Source organism: Hyalangium sp. (genome assembly GCF_045802625.1).
Lineage (GTDB): Bacteria > Myxococcota > Myxococcia > Myxococcales > Myxococcaceae > Hyalangium.
Window position 1 is genome coordinate 18,208 of record NZ_JBJMQP010000059.1, and the last position, 18,660, is coordinate 36,867.

The 18,660-nt window shown below is 65.9% G+C and carries 13 protein-coding genes; 12 read left to right on the forward strand and 1 reads right to left on the reverse strand.

All coding sequences use genetic code 11. The features are described 5' to 3' along the window. Positions 1-153: 153 nt before the first annotated feature. Complete coding sequence (locus ACJ8AT_RS12475) at positions 154-2,334, forward strand: hypothetical protein (protein ID WP_407737925.1); 2,181 nt, start codon at positions 154-156, stop codon at positions 2,332-2,334. Between the two features lie 103 nt (positions 2,335-2,437). Here the strand turns inward: ACJ8AT_RS12475 and ACJ8AT_RS12480 are convergent, their stop codons facing one another. Next, positions 2,438-2,818 carry an HNH endonuclease gene (locus tag ACJ8AT_RS12480; RefSeq protein WP_407737926.1) on the reverse strand — a complete coding sequence of 127 codons (381 nt, stop codon included), beginning with the start codon at positions 2,816-2,818 and terminating at the stop codon, positions 2,438-2,440. Between the two features lie 400 nt (positions 2,819-3,218). On the opposite strand from ACJ8AT_RS12480, the gene ACJ8AT_RS12485 reads away from it, so the two are divergent. The 11 genes from ACJ8AT_RS12485 to ACJ8AT_RS12535 all read left to right on the forward strand — a co-directional run bounded on the left by ACJ8AT_RS12485 (position 3,219) and on the right by ACJ8AT_RS12535 (position 18,658). Beyond that, positions 3,219-3,392: a hypothetical protein gene (locus tag ACJ8AT_RS12485; RefSeq protein ID WP_407737927.1), complete on the forward strand. Its 174-nt coding sequence runs from the start codon at positions 3,219-3,221 to the stop codon at positions 3,390-3,392. A 247-nt stretch (positions 3,393-3,639) separates the two neighbouring features. Continuing rightward, positions 3,640-4,206: a BrxE family protein gene (locus tag ACJ8AT_RS12490; RefSeq protein ID WP_407737928.1), complete on the forward strand. Its 567-nt coding sequence runs from the start codon at positions 3,640-3,642 to the stop codon at positions 4,204-4,206. Continuing rightward, positions 4,203-4,988 (forward strand): BrxA family protein, encoded by a 786-nt coding sequence (locus ACJ8AT_RS12495; protein ID WP_407737929.1) that lies wholly within the window; start codon positions 4,203-4,205, stop codon positions 4,986-4,988. The genes ACJ8AT_RS12490 and ACJ8AT_RS12495 overlap by 4 nt, the downstream gene beginning before the upstream one ends. Further along, the gene (locus ACJ8AT_RS12500; RefSeq protein ID WP_407737930.1) at positions 4,985-5,560 is read left to right on the forward strand and encodes a BREX protein BrxB domain-containing protein; all 576 of its coding nucleotides are present in this window, start codon (positions 4,985-4,987) and stop codon (positions 5,558-5,560) included. Before ACJ8AT_RS12495 ends, ACJ8AT_RS12500 begins: the two co-directional genes overlap by 4 nt. A gap of 12 nt (positions 5,561-5,572) precedes the next feature. Then, the gene (gene brxC, locus ACJ8AT_RS12505; protein ID WP_407737931.1) at positions 5,573-9,139 is read left to right on the forward strand and encodes a BREX system P-loop protein BrxC; all 3,567 of its coding nucleotides are present in this window, start codon (positions 5,573-5,575) and stop codon (positions 9,137-9,139) included. A gap of 6 nt (positions 9,140-9,145) precedes the next feature. After that, positions 9,146-10,231: a GTP pyrophosphokinase family protein gene (locus tag ACJ8AT_RS12510; protein ID WP_407737932.1), complete on the forward strand. Its 1,086-nt coding sequence runs from the start codon at positions 9,146-9,148 to the stop codon at positions 10,229-10,231. Next, complete coding sequence (locus ACJ8AT_RS12515; protein WP_407737933.1) at positions 10,231-12,054, forward strand: Eco57I restriction-modification methylase domain-containing protein; 1,824 nt, start codon at positions 10,231-10,233, stop codon at positions 12,052-12,054. Before ACJ8AT_RS12510 ends, ACJ8AT_RS12515 begins: the two co-directional genes overlap by 1 nt. 629 nt (positions 12,055-12,683) lie before the next feature. Continuing rightward, a complete protein-coding gene (locus ACJ8AT_RS12520; RefSeq protein WP_407737934.1) occupies positions 12,684-14,114 on the forward strand; it encodes a hypothetical protein in 1,431 nt (476 codons plus the stop codon). Further along, the gene (locus ACJ8AT_RS12525) at positions 14,107-15,432 is read left to right on the forward strand and encodes an AAA family ATPase (protein ID WP_407737935.1); all 1,326 of its coding nucleotides are present in this window, start codon (positions 14,107-14,109) and stop codon (positions 15,430-15,432) included. The genes ACJ8AT_RS12520 and ACJ8AT_RS12525 overlap by 8 nt, the downstream gene beginning before the upstream one ends. Continuing rightward, entirely contained in the window at positions 15,429-16,094 is a 666-nt protein-coding gene (locus ACJ8AT_RS12530; protein ID WP_407737936.1) for a hypothetical protein, read from the forward strand. Before ACJ8AT_RS12525 ends, ACJ8AT_RS12530 begins: the two co-directional genes overlap by 4 nt. Continuing rightward, complete coding sequence (locus tag ACJ8AT_RS12535; RefSeq protein ID WP_407737937.1) at positions 16,094-18,658, forward strand: PglZ domain-containing protein; 2,565 nt, start codon at positions 16,094-16,096, stop codon at positions 18,656-18,658. Before ACJ8AT_RS12530 ends, ACJ8AT_RS12535 begins: the two co-directional genes overlap by 1 nt. Positions 18,659-18,660: the final 2 nt, after the last annotated feature.

The following is an 18,660-nucleotide window of genomic DNA, read 5'->3' on the forward strand; positions in this document are numbered from 1 at the left end:
GCTAGGGCTAACCCCAAGGCGATCGGCGCCAACACCGCACGTCGCTTCAGGCTCTTGGGCGGGATGGTAGCATGCGCGCCGGGAGTTCCCTCCACCTCTATGACGCGACGCGCAGCAGCTGCGAAAGCACCCCCGCTCACTGGGCTCGAGGCCGTGTTCGACGCGACGTTCGCAGCCGAGCTCGCCCTTCGAGAGAAGCAGATCCAGCAGAGCTACCGGCCGGTGATCGGGGTCCACAAGTGGTTCGCGCGGCGGCCTGGGACCGTCTTCCGCTCGCTGATGCTGGCCGAGTTCGGCCGTGGCCCGTTGCGCGACACGTTCTGGAAGGCCCACCGCCTCACGGGGGTGATCGGCGATCCGTTCATGGGCGGCGGCACGCCCGTCTACGAGGCCAATCGCCTCGGGTTTCATGTGGTCGCGTGCGACATCAACCCGATGGCGCACTGGATTGTCCGCCAGAGCCTCGCGCCGCTCGATCTCGACGCCTTCACCGCCGAGGCGGCGAAGGTGGTGGAAGAGCTCGAGTCCGAAGTGGGCACCCTGTACCAGACGAAGTGCGAGTGCTGTGGGGGGACCGCGAACGTCAAGTACTTCCTCTGGGTGAAGACCGCCCCCTGCTCGCACTGCGGCGAGATCAACGATCTGTTCCCCGGCTATCGCCTGGCGGAGGCCGAGCGGCACCCGCGACACGTGCTCGCCTGCGCGGGCTGCGGTGCGCTGAACGAATACGAGACGCCGCCGACGCGCGAGCAGCCTGCCCCCTGCGGCTCCTGCGGGCACTCGGTGCACATCGAAGGCAACGTGTCGCGCAAGAAGGTGGAGTGCCGCGCGTGCCGCCAGACCTTCTCGATGGGGAGCTTCTCGAGCGCACCGGTCCACCGCATGTGGGCCATCGAGTACCACTGCGAGAAGTGCTACGCGTCCCAGCCAGGACGGCAGTTCAAGCGGCCGGACCGGCAGGACCTCTCGAGGTTCAAGGAGGCGGAGCGGCGCCTCGAGAGCACCGAGGCGGCCCTGCCGATTCCCGCGGATGAGATCCCTCCTGGAGACGAGAGCGATCGGCTTCATCGCTGGGGCTATCGGCGGTACCGGGAGATGTTCGGAGCGCGGCAGCTCCTGGGGCTGGGGTTGCTCCTGCAACGCATCCAGCGGACTCGCGATGTGTCGGTGAGACACGCGCTGTTGACCGTCTTCTCGGACACGCTGCGGTACCAGAACATGCTGTGCCGCTACGACACCTACGCGCTGAAGTGCCAGGACATCTTCAGCGTGCACGGCTTTCCGGTGGGGCTCGTCCAGTGCGAGAACAGCCTGCTGGGGATCGCCGAGGCCGGAGCGGGCTCGTTTCGCCACTTCGTGGAGAAGTACGCCCGAGCGAAGCAGTACTGCCGCGCCCCGTTCGAGACCCGCCACTCGGGAAAGAAGAAGGAGCTCGTCCCGATCGTCGGCGAGACGATCGAGGCGGAGTTCGTCCAGCGGCAGCCGAGCAGCAAGACGAAGAAGCAGGCGTTCCTGGTGAACGCGCCCTCGCAGAGCGCACCCCTGCAAAAGAACTCCCTCGACGGCGTCTTCACGGACCCGCCGTACTTCGACAACGTCCAGTACGCGGAGCTGATCGACTTCTGCTTTGCGTGGCTGCGGCAGGCCCTCCGAGGCGAAGAGAAATCCTTCGCGAATCAGAGCACGCGCTCGGCGGATGAGCTCACCGGGAACGAGACCCTAGGCAGGGGAATCGAGCACTTCGCGGGTGGCATCTCGGAGGTGTTTCGGCACTTCGCGAGTGCCCTCAAGCCCGGGGGGCCGTTCGTCTTCACGTACCATCACAACGATCCGGTCGCGTACCTGCCGCTGGTGGTGGCGATTCTCGACGCGGAGCTCGACTGCACGGCGACGCTGCCCGCCGCCGCGGAGATGACGGCCTCGTTGCACATCGCGGGGACGGGGTCATCGATCCTCGATTCCGTCTTTGTCTGTCGCAAGCCGGCCTCGAGCCGCCGCGCCAAGGGAGCCCAGATCGAGATGCCGCTGGGAGTGGGCTCCGAATGCCGGGAGGCGCTCGAAGCAGACTCCGTCGCGATGCGAGCCGCGGGCGTGAAGATCACGCAGGGAGATCTGCGGTGCCTGCTGGCGGGTCACATCGCGCGCATCGGGATCCGGACGCTGAGGCCCACGTGGAACCTCGCGGTGGCACTGCCCGAGCGGCTGCGCACCGCCCGGCAGTGCCTCGAACGAATCACGCGCATGGTGGAGAGCCCGCAGAAAGCGGAGGCTGTGGCGGCGGCTGGGGCCCGCGTGCGTACCAGCACCGCTGCGAAGCGAGGGTCCCGGCGCTGACTCATCAGACACGGGGCCGTTTGGGGGGCCATGTCTGACTGGTCAGAAGAAGAAATGGCCTTGAGCCCGGACTGTGTCGTTCCAGGATGGCGGGAAGAGGGGCTCAGCCCAGGAAGACTTGCTCGCGGTGCCAGGCGAGGGCGCTGGAGGAGGGGTGGAAGTCCTGCGCCGCTGGCAGGTGGAGCGGATGCCCGTGGAGTCCGTAATAGGAGCGCCCGTTCTCGAACTCCTCCTTGAGCCTGCGCCCCACGACGAACCGGTGGTTCTCATCCACGGTGACGTAGCCCTTGTCGAACAAGCGGTGCAGGTCGGTGCGCAAGGCGAGTCCGTTCTCCACGAGGTGCGCTCCTCCTTGGGAGTACGGCCGGATGTGCGCAGCCTCGAGCACAGGCAGCGAGTGCTCGCCAGTCACGGCACAGGCTCGCCCGTAGGCATCGAGAACCTCGACGTGGAAGATGCCCTGGCCGAGCCTGGGCCGGTACACGCTGGGTGCTCCGTAGCGGGGAGCCTCCGCCACCATGGGAAGCGCGGCTGGGTCGAAGCCGGGAGCGGCGCGAGCCAGACATGTCTGCCAGATGCGAAGCCCCTCCCCGCGGGAGAGCTCATAGGTCGCCCCCGTTTGGGTCCGGGGAGACCAATCACTCGGAGGGCTCACCCAGTCCTCCCGCTTGAAGAACCGGGCCTCGGCGATCAGGCAGCACCCGATGCGGCCTGCGGGGTCGGCCTCAATACGCGCCCCTTCCTGGATTCGCTGGAGGCGGCTGCGGAGCGCGGTGAGGCTCTCGACGCCGTTGGCCTCACCGAACGTCTCCCAGGCCAGCCAGTCGGGAAGGAGAGTGAACCTGGCGAACCAGCCGAAGCCGGCGATGGCGTTGTAGGGGCTCTTGAGCTTGAACAGGAACGGCGTGCCGACGGCGAGGTTGACGCGGCGGGACCAGGTGCTCCAACTGGAGGCGGTGGACGGCGTGGAGCCGCTCAGCGAGCGCGCCCTCCGAATTGTGGCCCATGCCGGGAACTGGGCGGAGCAGCGGGCAGCTTGGCGGGTGCTGCTGGGGTAGGTTGATACCTTACCTTTTTTGTTTTTCGACTCTAATCGAGCCTTTGGGGCATAGCTTGGTCCGGCTACCCTGCCCCAATGCGCAGGGGGGCTTCACCCGACCGGAGGGAGTCGATGACGACAGGGCCTTGGGCCTCAGTTGAGAACGTCGCGAGGCACCTTGGGGGGGCGCTGTCCGAGGTCGACGAGTGGGTCCGTGCTGGTGGGGTCGACGCTCACAATGACGGTGCGGACAAGGGGGAAGCTCGATGACGGCGCCTGCGATCGACCTCGACCGTCTCTTGAAGCTTCGCCTTCTGGTCGCGCGATTCGGCGAGATGGATCTCGTCAAGTGGTGGAATACCAAGGGCCAGCTCGGTCGCCTCGGCGCCGCCGCGCTTCGGCGAGGCTTCCCGCGCACTCACCGCTTCGCCCAGGCCCGATCCGTCTTCGCTGTCGCCGCGCACCGCTGCACCGAAGTGTTCGATCCCCCTGGCTGCGTGACCCTGTGGCGCCTGCCGGAGGCTACGGAGGAGGAGTTCGACGCACGCTGGGAGTACTGGCTCGACAACGCATCGGACTGGACTGCGTTTTTCGAGAAGCTCGAAAGCATCCAGGGCAACGAACTCATCGCGATCCTGCGCGCGTTCGAGGTCGTGAGCGACCGCGACCTCGATGCCTACGCCCGCCTTCGCCGCTCGGCGGAAGGCCGCGCAGTACCGCTGCCCGGGCTATTCTCCGGAACCGACGACGACGTGGCGCTCCTCGCCCTCGGCTTCGCCCGTGGCGAGCCCAGCGCGCTGGCCGTCCCCTACGCACGGAGGGCGGAAGCGTGACGTCGTCCTCGCGCGCGAACGTCGCGTCGTCCTTCACCGTGGTGAAGGGCGCGATGATCGAAGAGACCTACGCCGTCTTCGCGGCGTGGGACTTCGAGTGCTCGAAGCGCGAGAACCTCGATCGCCTCCGCCACGAGAACTTCATCGGCGCGAGCAGCGCGACCTGGCTGCGTGACGTCGCCAAGGTACTGAACCGCCGCTTCGAGCCCGCTGGACGCGACAAGCCTCTCGTGCTCCTCGCCAAGCACGGCTTCCCCCTCGACGAGTGGCGGCCCCTCTTGCTCTGGCACCTGACGCGCGACGAGTTCCTCGTTCGCGACTTCATCGAGACCTGGCTCTTCGCCGCCTACGACGGCGGCACGTTCCGCGTCCGCACCGAAGACGTCGAGGGCTACCTCGGAAGCATCGCCAGGCGCGGAGCGACCACCGAGCACGCGTGGTCGGTGCAGACGACGAAGCGCGTCGCGGCGGGCCTTCTCAAGATCGCCGTGGACTTCGGCCTCTTGCGCGGCTCCATCACCAAGGAGTTCGTCTCGTTCCACCTGCCGGAGAAGAGCTTTCTCTACCTCCTGCACGCGATGCGCGACGAGAAGCTGGCCCCCAGCAAGGTCATCGCGTCGCCCGAGTGGCGCTTGTTCCTCATGCGCCCGGCCGACGTCGAGCACGAGCTTCTACGCCTGCACCAATACCGCAAGCTCGAATACCAGGTCGCCGGCAGCCTCGTGCAGCTCTCTCTACCCTGCACGAGCACCTGCGAGTACGCCGAGAGGATGGTTGCATGAGCGACCTCGAACACCGCATCAAGCAAAGCCTCGAGCCCGTGCTCGAGCTGCCCGATCCCAGGCAGCGCATCAGCGCGTACCACGACATGCCGTACGCTCTGTTCCGCTACGACCCGGAGGACGAGTTCGACCTGCGCAAGCAGGTGACGCTGCTGGAGACGCGTCTGTCCCAGAAGGGAAAGCGCGTGAAGCGCATCTCGCTCGCCGAATGCCTCGACGCTGCGATGCGCTCGCAGCGTTCACTCGACGAGTGGTTCGCCGCCGAGCGCGAACAAGGCGTCCAGACCATCGTCGAGACGGTTCACTCAGTCCTCTCTGAGTACGCGCCGCTCGTCGATCTCGTCGCCGCACGCATGCCCGAGGAGCCTGACCCTCTGCGCGACGTCGTGTTCATCTTGCGCACCGGGGCGCTCTTCCCCGTGTACCGGACCTTCTCGCTGCTTGAGCAGCTCAAGGGCCGCGTCCACGTTCCGACTGTTCTCTTCTACCCGGGCGACCTCGATGGCGCGGCAGGCCTCCGTTTCATGGGCGTGCTCGACGCGGAGCACAACTACCGCCCGAAGATCTTCTGAGGACTACCGACGATGACGACGCCCACGCCCATCAAGACGCTCTTCGCCAAGGACATCCATCGTCCCATCGAGGAGGTCATCAAGGTCGACCAGACCGACGAAGAGATCATCCGCGACGAGATCAACGAGTACGTCATCACGGATGCCATTCGCTCGCATTACACCAGCATCTTCGACGCGTACCGCGAGACACCGAACAAGCCGCACGAGCGCATCGCCATCTGGGTCTCGGGCTTCTTCGGCTCCGGTAAGTCGAGCTTCGCCAAGATGCTCGGCCTCTCAATCGCGAACCGCACCGTCGCGGGCGAGTCCGCCGCCGATCGTTTCGCCGAGCGCGCGGGCGACAAGAAGCTGTCCGTTCTACTGAAGGCCATCAACGAGAAGATCCCGACCCACGCGGTCATCTTCGACGTGTCAACCGACCGAGGTATCCGCAGCGGCAACCAGACGCTCACCGAGATCATGTACGGGCTCTTTCTCCAGAGCCTCGGCTACGCAAAGGATCTCGACCTCTCGGAACTCGAGATCGGCCTTGAGGAGAAGGGCCAGCTCACGCGCTTCGAAGAGGAGTACAAGCGCCTGTTCAAGAAGGGCTGGGCCACGGAGAAGGGCAAGGTCGCCTTCGCCCTCTCCGAGGCGAGCCGCGTGCTCCACAGCCTCGACCCCGACACCTACCCACTCGCCGATTCGTGGGTGAAGGCCGTCAAGAACAAGGCCGACATCTCGCCGGGCAAGCTGGCCGAGCGCGCGGGCGAGCTGATGAAGCGCAGGAAACCTGGCCACGCGCTCATGTTCGTGATCGATGAGGTGGGCCAGTTCGTCGCGCGCGACGTCCAGAAGATGCTCGATCTGCAGGCCGTCGTGCAGAACCTAGGTCTGAAGGGCCGCGGCAAGCACTGGGTCGTCGTCACGTCGCAGGAGAAGCTCGGCGAGCTCGTCTCCGGCCTCGACGACAAGAAGATCGAGCTGGCACGCCTGATGGACCGCTTCCCGCTGCAGGTCCACCTTGAGTCGTCGGACATCTCCGAGGTCACCAGCCGCCGCGTGCTCTCGAAGAACTCCGGCGCGCAGGCCGCACTCGGAAAGCTCTTCGATGAGCACCGAGGACGGCTCACCGAGCACACCCGGCTTACAGCCGACATCAAGCTCCCCGAGCTGTCGCGCGAGGCCTTCATCGACCTCTACCCGCTGCTGCCCTATCAGATCGATCTCATCATCCAGGTCGTCTCGGGCCTCCGCACGCAGGGCGGCGCGAGCAAGCACGTTGGCGGCGCGAACCGCACCATCATCAAGCTCGCGCAGCAGCTCCTCATCAACCCGGCAGTGAACCTCGCCGACGGAAAGCTCGGAGACCTCGTGCGGCTCGATCAGGTCTACGACCTTGTCGAGGGCAACATCGGCTCAGAGGTGCGCGCGAAGATCGCCGCGATCTCGAAGGAGCTGAACCACCCGCTCGCGCAGCCCGTCGCCAAGGTCATCTGCCTCTTGCAGTATGTGAAGAGCGTCCACCGCAGCGCTGAGAACATCGCGGCCGCGCTCCACCCAAGCGTGAGCGGCGACTCGCAGCTCGCCTCGGTGAAAGAGGCGCTCCGCGAGCTCGAGGCGGCCCACAAGGTCCGCCACGGCGACGACGGCTATCGCATCCCGACGCCAGCAGAGGACGACTGGGAGCGCCTGCGCAATGGCATCAGCCCGAAGCCCGGTGACTCGCACCGCCTCTACTCCGAGGTGTTGTCGGGGTTCTGGCAGCCGCAGCCGTCGCACACGCTCTTCGACACCAAGACCTTCAAGGCAGGCCTCGCCATACACGGCCGCGAAGTGACGAGCGGCGACATGATGTTCCAGGTCCACCTCGCCGAGGACGGCAAGGAGCTGGAGTCGCTCGCCGCCGAGCTGCGCACGCGCAGCCAGCAGGAGCGCAAACACGTCTTTTGGGCTATCGGCCTCACCGACGCGATCGACCGCGAGACCGTCGAGCTGTTCCGCAGCAAGGAGATGCTCGCGAGAAAGGAACGAGACGTAAAGGGCGAGGACACGCCCGCCCTCATCGCCGAGGAGCGCGTTCGCCTGCGCCGCCACGAGGGTGAGCTTCGCCGCCTCCTGCGCGCGGCGTGCCTCTCGGGCCGCATCTACTTCCGAGGCAACGACCGCAGCCCCACCGAGCGCGCCGTCGACGTGGGCAAGACCGCCGCCGAAGTGCTCGGGCAGGTGTTGCCCGAGGTGTTCGACCGCTTCAAGGAGGCCGCCGCCAAGGCGACGGACGTGAAGAAGGGCACCGACGCGCTCTTCACGGCTGAGAACCTCCAGGGCCTGCCGAGCGTGTTCGGCGGCCTCGGTCTCCTTCGCGACGAGAAGGGCAAGACCGTCTTCCGCGCAGAGAGCGGCCCGCTGAAGGAAGTGCTCGACCGCATCGAGGAGCGTGCCAACTACGGCGACACCGCGAGCGGCCGCTACCTCACCGACGAGTTCGCCAAGGAGCCGTTCGGCTGGGACTTCGAGGTCGTGCGCCTGCTGGTGCTCTCGCTGCTGCGCGCCGGCAAGATCGAGGCGACAAGCAAGGGGCAGACGCTCGACACCGTCACGGGCGTCGAGGCGCGTGACACCTTCTCGAACAACAACCTGTTCCGCCAAGCGTCGTTCCGCCCGAAGAAGGGCATCGAGTTCGAGGAGCTGGTGAAAGCCTCCGAGGCCTTCCGCGACACCTTCGGCAGCGAGGTGAAGGAGCTGAACGCCGGCGCCATCGTCGCCGAGCTGCGCAAGGAGGTCGCGCGCAACGAAGACACCGTCACGTCGGCGCTTGCGACGCTCGCCACGCATCGCCTGCCGGGCGGCGCGGTTCTCGACGGCGCCATCGGCCAGATGAAGGCCATCCTCCGGGGCTCCGAGGACAACGCCATCGCGACGTTCAACACGAGCCACCGAGCCATCAAGGACGCCATCAAGCGTGCCGTCGAGCTCGAGCAGGTGCTTAACGAGCCGCGCCTCCATGACCTCGAGCGCGCGCGCAAGGCGCAGGCGAGTCTCTGGAGCTTCCTGAGCCAGGAGCCAGACATCTCCGATGGCCTGCGCACGCGCGCGGCGGCGCTCGAAGACCTGCTCGCCCGCGAAACGTTCTTCAAGGAGCTTCCGGCCATCGAGCAGCACACGAAGGCTATCGAGGCCGAGTACAGCCGCCGCTTCGATGATGCACTGGAGGCACGCGCCACCGCCTATGAGGACGCATTTGATCGGTTCGCCAAGGCGTCGGCCTGGCTAGGTCTCACCAAGGAAGACCAGGAACGCCTCCAGCCAGCGCGAGAGCGCCTCGCCGCACCCTTCGAGTTGCTCCGTAAACGGGATGTCGAGCCGGTCCCAATCCCTCAGCTGCGGTCGGACCGCGACGCCTGTGAGGGCCGCCTCCGGGCCGCGCTCGCGGAGCTCAACCGGCTCATCGACGGCGAGCGCGTCGTTACGGTGAGCGTCGCGAGCTACTTCGCCGGAGGCATTGAGTCCGAGGATCAGCTCGATGCGGCGCTCGACGGTATCCGCGAGGAGTGCGCCCGGCTCATCGGTGCTGGCAAGAAGGTCTTCATCCAGTAGCGCGCCATGACGATCTCAGACGACACCATCAAGAAGGCTGTGCAGCGGTACCACCGCGAGTACGACCGTTACCTGAAGCTCGCTGCGCGCGTGGCCGAAATCTGCCGTTCGGAGATCGTCGAAGGCAACGCCATCCGCGCTCAGGTGACGTCACGGGCGAAGAGCACGAAGAGTCTGGAGGGCAAGCTGCGTCGCTTCGCGGCGACCGGCAAGAAGTCGTTCCCCGACGTCGATGCGGTGTTCGACCAAATCCGCGACCTCGCCGCCGTCCGGGTCGCCACGTACGAACAGCGTCATGAGGACCAGGTCGTGCAGCTCGTTTGCAAGCGGTTTATCGACGCCAGCGGCCAGCCTCCGATCCACGAGCGCAAGGATAAGAACCGCGACGACCCCAACAACTTCTACCGGGCCAGCCACGTCGAGGTCTTTCTCACGACTGCGGACGGAGTGGGCACCTACGCGAACGTGATGGACGTGCCGTGCGAGGTGCAGGTGTGCAGCATGATGGCGCACGTCTGGAACGAGATCGAACACGATCTAGGCTACAAGCCGGCTGCCGGAGTGCTTTCAGACCAAGAGCGGAACTTTCTTGTGATGCTCGGTCAATCGGTCCGGATGGGCGACGGCACCATCTCAAGTCTCTTCGCCGAAACCGAGCGCCGGCAGCGCGAGCAGGGCGGTGCGTTTGCGGACGTCTACGACTTCGTGGCTCGTCTCCGTGGCTGGTTCCCGGGCGTCGACTTCGGCCGCAACGCAGGTGCTCTCTTCGAGGCTCTGCAGCCGATTCGCCTCGTAAGCCCTGACAGCATCCGTCGGCTCCTCGTGTTGCCCGAGCCGCTGACAGACGCCGGCCGCGCCGCCCTCGATGCGTTCTCGCGTCGACTCGAGGCTCAAGGAGACTCGCGCTTCACTCTCGATCCGAATTCTTCGGACCTCCTTCTAGTGCTTCTCCTTCCGAAGCTCGGCCGGCATCTCCACGCCCCCACCACCGATTCGCCAACAGACGGCGTGGCGCGGGTGCGGTGGTTCGCAGAGCGATATCCGGAGGCGCCTGCACCAACGAACCCATTGGCCCAAGCGGGGAAGACCTGATGGACAAGGACACACGCAACGCCATCGAACGCGCCACCCAGCGAGCGCGGAAGCTCCTCGAGGAGGACTTTGCCGTGCAACTCGAGGGCGACTTCGACGTGCACCGCGACGGCAAGCTTGCCGCCAAGGCCGGAGGTCATCTCTCGGCCCGCCAATCGTTCCAGCGTGAGCGCATCGTCGCTGCCATCGAGCACAAGCGCGCCGCCGGGATGAGCGCCGCTGATTCGGTCGCCGACTACCTGCGCGACGCCGCGTTCACCACGCTCAACCGCTTCGTCGCCTTGAAGATGCTTGAGGCCCGCGAGCTGGTGCAGGAGTGCATCACGAAGGGCGAGCAGTCGGCGGGCTACCGCGAGTTCTGCGGCATGGCTCCCGGCCTGCCGCTCCTGCCCGACAGCGCGGGCTATCGGCTCTACATCGAGTCGCTCTTCGACGAGCTGTCGACCGAGGTGAAGGTGCTCTTCGACCGGCGCGATCCGTCGGGCGTGCTCTGGCCGAAGCGCACGACCTTCGAGCAACTCCTCGAGATCCTGAACGCCACCGAACTCGCCCGCGTGTGGGGCGAGGACGAGACGATCGGCTGGGTCTACCAGTTCTTCAACGGCCAGGACGAGCGTAAGAAGATGCGCGAGGAGAGCCAAGTCCCGCGGAACAGCCGCGAGTTGGCCGTCCGCAACCAGTTCTTCACGCCGCGCTACGTGGTTCAGTTTCTCGCCGACAACACGCTCGGGCGCATCTGGTACGAGATGCGCGGCACGAACACAATGCTCGCTGACCGCTGCGAGTACATGGTCAGGAAGCCCGGCGAGGTGTTCGCTCCGCGCGCGAAGAAGGACCCGCGCGACCTGCGCGTGCTCGACCCGGCGTGTGGCAGCGGCCACTTCCTGCTCTACGCCTTCGACCTGTTGCTCACGATCTACGAGGAGGCCTACGCCGACCCGGAGAGCCCAAAGAGCGAAGCAACGGGCAAGACACTCGCAGAGGACTACCCGAGCCTCGATGCGCTTCGGAAGGCCGTCCCGGGGCTCATCCTCGCGCACAATCTCCACGGCGTGGACATTGACCCGCGCTGCGCGCAAATCGCGCAGCTCGCGCTCTGGATGCGGGCGCAGCGCGCGTTTCTCGACATGGGCGTCGCCCGAGGTGGGCGAACGCTGATTCGCCGTTCTAACATCGTCGTGGCTGAGCCGCTGGTAGCAGACGCGCACCTCGCCAAGGAGTTCGTTGCCCGCCTTGGCGATGCCGAACTCGGGCGGGTATTCATGGGGCTCGTCGATGCGCTTGGACTGGCAGGCGACATGGGCTTTTTGCTTCGCATCGAGAAGCACGTAGCGCGAACTTCGAAGCGCGGTCAGACCGGGGATCTCTTCGCGCCTCATGAGGAACGGATTCGCGCCGCGCTCGCGCGATTCCTCGCGGAGGAAGGCAGTGCGAGCGCGCGCAAGCGCCTTTTCGCCGACGATGCAGCCCAAGGCATAGGACTCCTTTCGGTAGCCGAACGGAGGTTCGATGTTGTGTTGATGAATCCGCCCTTCGGCGCGGGTAGCACGCGAGCGAAGGCGGACTTCGAGAGAGCATACCCGCGAACGAAGAACGATGTGTACGCCGCGTTTGTTGAGCGCGGGATTGAGATGCTCTCGTCGCGTGGAAGACTCGGAGCCATCACCTCGCGTACAGGGTTCTTCCTAACCAGCTTTCAGAAATGGCGGGAGGAAGTCCTGCTCACGCAAGCGCCGCCGATCATTTTTGCTGACCTTGGGCACGGTGTACTCGACGGTGCCATGGTCGAAACAGCTGCCTACTGTCTGGAGGCTCGATCGTGACGACATTCCTTCGGGTCTTGGATGTCCCCGTGGAGGAGAAGTCCTCGGTACTTCACGGCAGTATCGTCGCGCTTCGGAGCACAACAAGGCGTGGAGGTAAGGAGCGAGTCTTTGAACGTGATCCGGATTCTTTCGGCGCTATTCCTGGCAGTCCAATGGCGTACTGGGTGAGTGACCGGCTCCGAGTGATGTTTCGCCAGCTTCCTAGATTCGAGTCCGCAGCACGAACGGCCAAGTGCGGCATGGGAACGCTCGATGATTTCCGCTTTCTTCGCTCCCGGCACGAACTTGCATTGCAGCCGCCCGACCACAGACCGCGCGAGCAGCGATGGGTGAACTACGTCGGGCCTCGGCAGCGCTCGCTGGCCTACGCGGATGTACTACTAATGGTGAAGTGGGCAGATGAGGGACGCGAGCTCAAAGCCTTTGTGGAAGCGCGTGTCGGAAGTGCGAGTCGAAAGATCCAGTCAGAGAGCTACTACTTTCGACCTGGCCTAACTTGGCCACTGCGGGGGAGCCGGTTCTCCGCGCAAGAGGTCCCCGAAGGCTGCGCCTTTAGTGTCGCAGGCAAGATGGCTTTCGTGCCGCGTGAGGAACGGTTGTTCTGCCTCGGTCTCTTCAATTCCTCCGTGTTCGACAGTCTCATCGGTCTCTTTGCGGGGAAGGTCGGCGGCGTGCAGTACGAAGCGGGACTGATCCAGGATATTCCGGTGCCAGTCGTGGAGGGGCCTGCGCGTGATCGCATGGCAGACCTTGCCCAGCGCGCTTGGCAGTTGAATCGGGCACTCGACACGACACATGAGACGTCAACCGCATTTCTGCTGCCGCCCCTGCTGAATGAACGGGTGACTGGCGTGAAGCATGGCGCTGTCGCGCTTGAGCTTGCCGCAATTCAGCGAGAGATCGACGACCACGCCTTTGAACTATATGGCATCAGCGCTGATGATCGTGCGGCGATCGACGCCTCGTCGAACAGCGGAACTGGGAACAACGATGGCGGCATTCCCGATGATGACATCGAGGAGGAGGCTGGGGAGGGTGGTGCGCCTGTGAGCACCGGGACCGATGCTCTCTTGTCGTGGCTCGTCGGCGTAGCTTTTGGGCGTTTCGATCCTCGCCTCGCGACCGGCGAGCGTCCGTTGCCTCTCGTGCGTGAGCCCTTCGATCCGTTGCCCGAGAGAGCTCCGGGGATGTATCCCCGAGGCGAGGAACCCGTGGAGCGCTTGGACGTGCTCGTCGATGATGAGGGGCACAGAAGCGACCTTGCCTTGCAGGTGCTTCGCTGGGCGGAAAGGGTATCGGTTGAACTGCCGTCCGCCATTCGCCGATGGCTGGCGCGCGAATTTTTCCCGCTGCACATCAAAATGTACTCGAAGAGCCGTCGCAAGGCGCCGATCTACTGGCAGCTCGCGACGCCTTCGGCGAGCTACTCGGTCTGGCTCTACATCCACGCCTTCAGCAAGGACACGCTCTTCCGCGTGCAGAACGACTACGTCGCGCCGAAGCTCGCGCACGAAGAGCGCCGCCTCGAGTCGCTCACCAGTGAGCTGCGCGACGGCGCGACAACTGCGCAGCGCAAGGCGCTCGCCGCGCAGGAAGCCTTCGTCGATGAGCTGCGAGCGTTCCTCGACGAGCTGAAGCGCGTCGCACCGCTCTGGAGCCCCAATCTCGACGACGGTGTCATCATCAACTTCGCGCCGCTCTGGAGGCTCGTCCCGCAGCACAAGGCTTGGCAGAAGGAGCTGAAGCCCACCTGGGACGCTCTCTGCGAGGGCAAGTACGACTGGGCCCACCTCGCCATGCACCTCTGGCCCGAGCGCGTGGTGCCGAAGTGCGCGAAGGACCGGAGCCTCGCCATTGCCCACGGCCTTGAGGAGGTGTTCTGGGTCGAGGGAACCGACGGCAAGTGGACCGCCCTGAAGACGCCCACGCGCAGTGTCGACGAACTCGTGCGCGAGCGCACCTCGCCCGCCGTGAAGTCCGCGCTCCAGAGCCTGCTGGAAGCGCCCTCTGCGACCGGCCACGCCAAGAAGACGAAGAAAGGCAAAGCCCATGCTTGATTCCCTCCAACTCCAGAACGTCGGCCCCGCGCCCGAGCTGAAGTTGGAGCTCGCGCCCCGGCTGAACCTCATCACGGGCGACAACGGCCTCGGCAAGAGCTTCTTGCTCGACGTGGCCTGGTGGGCGCTCACGCGGAAGTGGCCGCAGGACCTCAACGCGAACCTGACGTCGGGCTACGCCGCGCGCCCCACCGACATCACGAAGAGGGCCTCCATTGCGTTCGAAGTCGAGAGCAAGACAGGACGTGTGAAGTACGAGAGCCCTTACGTGGCCGACGAGCAGGCGTGGAAGGGCAAGGCCGGGCGTCCGTGGAATCCGGGGCTCGTCATCTATGCGCTCGCCGACGGCGGCTTCGCAGTCTGGGACCCGGCCCGGAACTACTGGAAGAAGCAAGGAAACATCGACGTTCAAGAGCGGCTGCCCGCCTACATCTTCAGCTCGAAGGAGGTGTGGGACGGGTTGCGACTCTCGGTCGATGGGAAGCCCACTCAGGTGAGCAATGGTCTCGTCGCCGACTGGGCATCTTGGATTCGCGAAGGCAGGGACGACGCGAAGCGCATGGCGGCCGTGCTCGCGCTTCTCGCTCCGACCGTGGGCGATGACAGCCTGAAGCCGGGTGACAGCTTCGCGCGGCTGTCGGTCAACGACGCGCGCGACATCCCCACGGTCCGCATGGGCTACGGGCAGGACGTTCCCATCCTCTACGCTTCGCTCGGCGTCCGCCGCATCGCCGCGCTCGCGTACATGCTCTCGTGGGCCTGGCGCGAGCACCTCGTCGCGTCGAGGCAGCTCGGGCAGCAGCCGTCATCCCGCGTCGTGATGCTATTCGATGAGATCGAGGCGCACCTCCACCCACGCTGGCAACGCGCCGTCGTACCTGCGCTGCTGAAGGTCGTGCAGACGCTGACCGAGGATGAAGGGGCGTCGGTCCAACTCATCGCCGCGACGCACTCACCGCTGGTGCTCGCATCGGTAGAGCCGCTCTTCGACGTCGAGAAGGACGCGTGGTTCGACCTCGATCTCGAAGGCGGGCAGGTCGAGCTTCGCAAGCGAGAGTATGTCCGCCTTGGTGAGGTCGGGAACTGGCTGGTCAGCGATGCCTTCGACCTGAAGGAGCCACGTTCGCTCGAAGGCGAGCGGGCCGTGCGTGCCGCCCGTGATGTCCTGAGCGCAAAGGCCCCTTCGCTCGAGGAGATCGAAGCTGCCGACAAGCAGCTCCGCGAGGCCGGTCTGCCGGACATCGATCCCTTCTGGGTTCGATGGGACTACTTCGTCGAGCAGGCCAAGAAGGCCGCCGCTGCGGAGAAGAAGTCATGATCCCAGTCGCGTTGGCCAAAGAGCCTCCCGAGTTCGACGCGAAGGTCCGGCAGCCCGGCCTGTCTGCCATCGACGAGCTGGTCGGACGCCAGCCGCGTCTGAGGCGGCGGGGCCCGAAGCGGAAGAAGATCGCAGACAAGGAGCAGGACATCCCTGCCGACGCGTTCCCAGAGTATTGGCGCGAGGCGCTCCCCGAGATGCTTGTCGCGTACAAGCGGAGGTGCGCATACCTCGCGATGTACATCCATCACGCGACCGGCAATCCGACGGTCGATCACGTGCTGCCGAAATCCTATGCGTGGACCCAGGTCTACGAGTGGGCGAACTACCGGCTGTGCGCGGCGATCATCAACTCCAAGAAGGGCGCGCTGCTCACGCTGGTCGATCCGTTCTCCATCGGGCCGGGCTGGTTCGTGCTGAACTTGAACACGCTGCACGTTGAACGTGGCGACGCGGCCCCAGAGGCCGAGTGGGACCGCATCGACGCGACGCTCCCGGTGCTGAACCACCGGCTCTGCGTGCAGGAGCGTGAGGAGTACGTCCGCTGCTACCACCTCGGTCCGGGGGCGGGTGGTTTCGACCTTGCGCACCTCGAGTACCGCGCCCCGTTCATCGCGTCCGAGCTTCGGCGGCAGGGACAGCTCGTGCGAGGAGACACCTGATGCACCCGCTTCACGACTATGTGGCGCAGCAGCTCGCCGACAAGATCAAGTCCCGCCGGGTGGTCGTCTGGTACGACGAGCGTCGCGAGTTTCGGGCCTTCGTCGACGAGCTGCGCGGCGGCGCGCGTTCCGGAAGCGCCCCCGTGTCGATCGCTGTCGGCGGCGCGAGCGCGCACCTGGCCGAGTACGCGGGCTCGATGTTCGAACTGCGCGCGGTCGTCGAGCCGCACGTCAGCGGCGACGCGCCGTCTGCCGTGGTCGTCTACATCCCGGGCGTCGGGCGCGACCGCCGTGCCTCCGCCCTGATGGAGTTGGAGAAGGCCGGCACGACGTGGGAGCCGCAGCTCGCGCAGCTCGCGAAGAACGTGCTCCTCCAGAAGTACACGCTCGGCGTCGTCGACGAGATGCTGCCCGGAGGCCGCAAGGTCTCCTACGAGGATCTCTCTCGCGCGGCCGCGGGCAACTCGGGCGCCGAGCCGCCGTCGATCTTGAAGAGCATCTTCCACGAGGCCAGCGGCAACGACGGGCTGCTCACGGCGTGGCTCGTGAGCGACGCGCGCGACGCGCAGATCGTGGAGAAGGAGGCGACACGCGAGTTGACGAAGCTCGTGAAGGCCCGCCTCGGGCTCGACCTCGCCTCTGACTCGCCGCTCTCGAAACTGCGCGCCATCACGCTGCGCTACGTGCTCGCAGGCGAGTTTCGGCTCGACCTCTCGTACGATGCGCCCGCGTCGCTCGACAGCGTCCCTAAGCCTACGTCGAAGGACGAAGAGTCGGCCGTGCGAGAGCTCGCGCGACGCCTCCGCACGGGCCATGCGGACGCTTACGCGGCGCTCGCCGATCGCGTCGAGGAGGAGCTGGGGCTCAAGAACGCGAAGCTCCCGCCCGGCGCACTGGGAGCGATCGACACGTTTCGTTTCGAAGAGCGCGCGCTGCTCCGTTACGCAGGTGACCTCATCGCGAACGGCATGTTCGAGTCCGCGCTCGCCCTCGTCGCCGAGCGAGAGCAGAGCTTCTGGCTTGACCGCGACGTGAGTCGGAAGGCCCAGTGGGAAGCCACTCAGCGCATAGCCGAGCTGGGCAACGTGGCGGTCCAAGTGAAAGCGGCAGTCAGCAAGACCTCGGGAGATCCAGCCACGTGGCTCGACGCCTACGTGTCGCCAGGAAAGGATGGGGCGGGCTGGTTCCGTCTCGACCAGGCGCAACGTCGGCTCGAGGCTTGGGTCGCGAACCTCGACGAGGAGCCCGAGGAGCGCCCGCTCGGCGTCGTCCGGCGCGCCTACGAGGACGCGTGCCATGCAATGGCCGAGGGCTTCACCAAGGCGCTCGCCAAGGCCGGGTGGACCGTGTCCAGCGCGCTCCACCAGACGCGCATATGGAGCGAGGTCGTCGCCAACAAGCCCAAGCCCGTTGCCTACTTCCTCGTCGATGCGATGCGCTACGAGATGGGTGTCGAGCTCGCCGAGCGCCTGCCGAAGACCTCCGAGGTTTCGGTGCGTGCGGCGGTCGGTGCGCTGCCCAGCATCACGCCCATCGGAATGGCGGCGCTCCAGCCCGGAGCGTCGGCGAGCTTCTCGGTCGTCGAGCAGAACGGCAAGCTCGGCGCCCGCATCGACGACTCCTTCCTGCCGGACCTCGCGAGCCGAAAGAAGTTCGCCGCCGCGCGCGTGCCGAAGCTGGTCGACGTGGCGCTCGACGAGCTGCTGAGCCTCCAGCCCTCGAAGCTGGCGAAGAAACTCGACGGAGCGCAGGTCGTCGTCGTCCGCTCGCAGGAGATCGACCATGCCGGCGAGACGGGCTTCACGTTCCAGGCACGGCAGGTGATGGACACCGTCATAGACAACCTCGCGCGCGCGATCCGCAAGCTCGCGGCGGCGGGCATCGAGCACGCTGTCGTCAGTGCCGACCACGGCCACCTGTTCTTCGCCAACGACCGTGACGAATCGATGCGCACCGACGCGCCCGGTGGCGACACGGTGGAACTGCACCGGCGCTGCTGGATTGGGCGCGGCGGGGCGACGCCTCCCGGCTGCGTGCGCGTGCAGGCCTCGGCGCTCGGCTACGCGTCCGACCTCGAGTCCGTTTTCCCGGCGGCGTTGGGTGTCTTCAAGGCAGGCGGCGACCTCGCGTTCCATCACGGCGGACCGTCGCTGCAGGAGATGGTGATCCCCGTCCTGACAGTGCGCACGAAGGCGCGCGAGTCGGCGCGTCCCTCGGCGGGGCCGATCGAAGCGACCGGCCTGCCCGAGGCGGTGACCAACCGCATCTTCAGCGTCACGTTCACTTACGGCGCGAAGCAGATGATGCTCGGCGCGACGGGGATCCAAGTGCGGCCGCTCTTGATGGCGGCCGGCAAACAGGTCGGTGCCGTCGGCATGGCGGTCGACGCGCAGTTCGACCGGGCCACCGGCACTGTGAAGCTCGAGCCGAACAAGCCAGTGACCATCGCTTTCTTGCTGAGCGACGAGAGTGTCGCCTCGTTGCGCGTCGTGGTGCAGGACCCGACGACCGACGCGGAGCTTTACCGATCGCCTACCGACATCCCGGTTCGACTTGGAGTGTAAGC